The organism is Peribacillus psychrosaccharolyticus ATCC 23296 (assembly GCF_000305495.1).
In the GTDB taxonomy this organism is placed as follows: domain Bacteria; phylum Bacillota; class Bacilli; order Bacillales; family DSM-1321; genus Peribacillus; species Peribacillus psychrosaccharolyticus.
On sequence record NZ_AJTN02000075.1, the window covers coordinates 1 to 3,616 of the forward strand.

A 3,616-nucleotide genomic window follows, 5' to 3' on the forward strand; every position below is an offset into this window, starting at 1 on the left:
CACTTTTTCTTTCAATTTTCCTCTTTTAATTACACATTCTGGGCAAAAACAGGCTGTTTACCGATGGCGTTGCCTGGTCAGTACCAGGCTTTCTCTTTTTTTCACTCAAGATGTGGGCGGATTCTTCCCAAACTAATGTTGATTCTGCCCTAACTCGCATCTATTCTTCCCTAACCTCGCTTCATTCTCCTTCAACTCACCATCATTCTTCCCTTGCAGGGTAGCACAAAAAAACCAGCACAGGCATAGGCCCGGGCTGGTTTTTAGTTTATTGCTGAATCGAATCGTCTTCTTGTTCAGCTAATGTTTTTTTATGTTTAATGGCGATGCCGAAGAATAGGCCCGATATGCACAAAAAGGCGATCGTTGCGAATAGGTATCCGTAAGTAATAAAGTCTGTTTTGCCTTCAGTCGGCAAGACCATACCCAGATAGAAAAACACGCTGATGCAGATTGATGTAAACGCAAATCGTTTGTAATCGTTTATTTTGGCTTGCATCGGTGATACCTTTGTCTGAGCTTTTCTCATGCTGCCAACACCTCTCTCATAAGCTAGTAATCTCATTCTAACATAGATCAAAGGACCTATCTTCTGTAAATGAATGGAATTACCGTTATAAGAAACTGGTGCTTACTTTAAAGCGTTCTTTAGATCTTCAATTAAATCTTCACTATCTTCAATTCCAACTGAGATACGAATCAAGCCATCTGTGATGCCGAGTTCAGCGCGCCGTTCTGCTGGAATCGATGCATGCGTCATCAACGCTGGAATAGAGATTAAGCTTTCTACTGCTCCAAGACTTTCTGCAAGCGTGAAGTACTGTACTTTGCTTAAGACGTCGGCTGCTTTTTCAGCACTTCCCACGTCAAAGGAAACCATTCCTCCAAAACCGCGTGCTTGTTTTTTTGCAATCTCATGATTGGCATGACTCTCGATGCCAGGATAAAAGACATTTGTAACATTTTTATGTTCCTGAAGGAAATCAACGATGGCATGTGTATTTTTTTCTGTTTCTTCCATACGCAGGCCAAGTGTTTTAATTCCGCGCATCAACAGCCATGAATCCTGAGGCCCAAGAACACCTCCTGTGGAGTTTTGCACAAAATGCAGATCTTCACCCAGCTTTTCATCATTGACCACGACAAGACCTGCTACAACGTCACTATGCCCTCCAATATATTTGGTTGCACTATGGACAACGATATCTGCACCAAGGGTGATAGGATTCTGCCAATATGGTGTACTGAATGTATTGTCTACTACTGTTAATAGATTATTTGCCTTCGCAATTTTTGCTGCACCTTCGATATCCGTAATTTTCAGCAGCGGATTAGTTGGTGTTTCGATAAATAACGCTTTTGTATTATCTTTAATTTCTTTTTCAATATTAGCTAGATTACTTGTATCCACAAACGTTACTTGAATATCAAAACGATTCATCACTTTTGTAATCAAACGGAACGAACCACCGTATACATCATCTGTCATTAAGACGTGATCACCCGATTTAAAGAGCATCAATACCGCTGTCATAGCAGCCATTCCTGATGCGAAAGCAAAGCCTCTTTCACCAGATTCAAGCTCCTTAATCATTTCTTCTAAGGCATGACGTGTTGGGTTGCCTGTACGTGAGTATTCATATCCAGTGTGATTACCTGGACCATATTGTTTATACGTACTTACTTGAAAAATCGGGACGGAAACCGCACCTGTTTTTTCATCACCAAATATACCGCCATGAATCAGTTGTGTTTTCTTTTTCATTTTAACTTCCTCCTTGATAAATCTTTTTACTCATATATCGTTCGCTCGAATCTGGAAAAATAACCACGATATTCGTACCAGGTTTTGCTTTTTTAGCTTCCTTTAGAGCTGCAGAAAAAGCGGAACCGGATGAACTGCCGACAAGCAAGCCTTCTTTCCTAGCAAGCTCTCCAACTAGATTGAATGCATCTTCATCAGAAACCGTGTATATTTCATTAAAATAGCTTTCATCCATATACTCCGGTAAAAACTCCATCCCAATCCCTTCAGTCTTGTGTGGACCTGCCTCACCGCCATTTAAAATGGATCCTACTGGCTCAACAATTACCGTTTTAATTTGAGAATTTTGTTCTTTTAGAAAGCGTGATGTACCCATGAAAGTTCCGCCAGTTCCCGCGCCAGCAATAAATACATCTACTTCCCCATCGAGTTGTTCCCAGATTTCCGGACCAAGTGTTTTGTAATATGCGGCTGGATTAGACGGATTAGCAAATTGCTGTGGACAATACGAACCGGGAATTTCCTGCAATAATTCTTGTGCCTTAGCAATGGCTCCCTTCATCCCCTCTTCTGTTGGGGTATGAATAACCTTTGCTCCCAGTGCTTTCATTAATTCCTGCTTTTCAGCAGAGAATTTCTCCGGCACACAAAACATAACGGTGATTCCAGAATTTATAGCAGCTAGTGCTAAACCAATTCCAGTATTCCCAGCGGTTGGTTCAATAATCGTACCACCTTCAGCTATGAGTCCATTTTCAATTGCAGCATGCAGAAGCTCTCTTCCAAGGCGATCCTTCACACTGCCGCCGGGATTGTAGTACTCAAGCTTAGCAAAAATCCGTACACCCTCAGGAAGTGAAAACTGAGTTATCTCTATGACTGGCGTTTCACCAATCATTTCATGGACATTACGATAAACTTTCATGCTATTATTCTTCCCTTCAATGAGCTAAAAAACAAACGATGCAAGAGAATAGTCTCTTGCATGTTGTGGGTTCCTTATCCTTAGTTAATGCGCTCGAGCATTTTGATGATCAGCTGTGCAGAATTACGACCAGCCGTTTCTAAAAATTCATCAAATGAAATGTTTGATTCTTTACCAGCAATATCGGATAAAGAACGAATAACCACACAAGGAATAGAAAATTGGTATGCGACCTGTGCAATCGCTGCTGCTTCCATCTCAACAGCATATAAATCAGTGAATTTATCACGAACAAAGTCAACACGTACAGGGTCGTTCATAAATGAATCACCTGTTACAATCAGCCCACAACCTACTTGAACCTCAGTAATTTCCTTTGCCGCTTCTTCAGCAATGCTGAATAATTTCGAATCAGAAACAAAAGCTGCCGGTAATTGCGGAACCTGCCCATATTCATAACCGAAGATAGTCACATCCACATCATGGTGACGAACTTCCGTAGAAATAACTACATCTCCTACATTTAGAGATGGATTATATCCACCTGCTGAACCTGTGTTAATAATCGCATCCGGTTTGAATTTCTCAGCTAATATGGCCGTTGACATGGCCGCGTTCACTTTACCAATCCCTGATTTTAATAAAATCACATCTACACCATTCAACTGTCCTGAATTAAATTCACATCCAGCGATAGTTTCTTGCTGAAGATTCACCAATTTATCGCGTAAAATCACTACTTCTTCTTCCATTGCTCCGATGATTGCTACTTTCATTTGTATACCTCTTCCTAATTTTTTTCGGCCTCCATAATCCAGACAAACTGATTACAGCGATCAAAAGTAACAGTAAAGTTATTTTTTTCGAGAATAGCTTGGAAATACGGAATTGTTGTATAATACTCAGTCCGTAAATCGTTCGCTAAA

The 3,616-nt window shown here is 40.7% G+C and carries 4 protein-coding genes and 1 pseudogene; all 5 read right to left on the reverse strand.

The window, feature by feature from the left end:
* Positions 1 to 268 precede the first annotated feature (268 nt).
* A complete protein-coding gene (locus WYK_RS05840; protein ID WP_040373627.1) occupies positions 269 to 529 on the reverse strand; it encodes a YrhC family protein in 261 nt (86 codons plus the stop codon).
* A gap of 102 nt (positions 530 to 631) precedes the next feature.
* On the reverse strand, positions 632 to 1,765 hold the full coding sequence (locus WYK_RS05845) for a bifunctional cystathionine gamma-lyase/homocysteine desulfhydrase (protein ID WP_040373628.1): 1,134 nt from the start codon (positions 1,763 to 1,765) through the stop codon (positions 632 to 634).
* A gap of 1 nt (position 1,766) precedes the next feature.
* Positions 1,767 to 2,690: a PLP-dependent cysteine synthase family protein gene (locus WYK_RS05850; RefSeq protein ID WP_040373629.1), complete on the reverse strand. Its 924-nt coding sequence runs from the start codon at positions 2,688 to 2,690 to the stop codon at positions 1,767 to 1,769.
* A gap of 80 nt (positions 2,691 to 2,770) precedes the next feature.
* Positions 2,771 to 3,466 (reverse strand): 5'-methylthioadenosine/S-adenosylhomocysteine nucleosidase, encoded by a 696-nt coding sequence (gene mtnN, locus WYK_RS05855; RefSeq protein WP_040373630.1) that lies wholly within the window; start codon positions 3,464 to 3,466, stop codon positions 2,771 to 2,773.
* 14 nt (positions 3,467 to 3,480) lie between these two features.
* A pseudogene (locus tag WYK_RS25495) lies at positions 3,481 to 3,616 on the reverse strand (SAM-dependent methyltransferase); the annotation flags it as partial.

Excerpts from the sequence above, each read along its gene's own strand:
- WYK_RS05850 (WP_040373629.1), bottom strand. The coding sequence starts at position 2,690 with ATGAAAGTTTATCGTAATGTCCATGAAATGATTGGTGAAACGCCAGTC.
- WYK_RS05840 (WP_040373627.1), bottom strand. The coding sequence starts at position 529 with ATGAGAAAAGCTCAGACAAAGGTATCACCGATGCAAGCCAAAATAAAC.
- WYK_RS05845 (WP_040373628.1), bottom strand. The coding sequence starts at position 1,765 with ATGAAAAAGAAAACACAACTGATTCATGGCGGTATATTTGGTGATGAA.
- mtnN (WP_040373630.1), bottom strand. The coding sequence starts at position 3,466 with ATGAAAGTAGCAATCATCGGAGCAATGGAAGAAGAAGTAGTGATTTTA.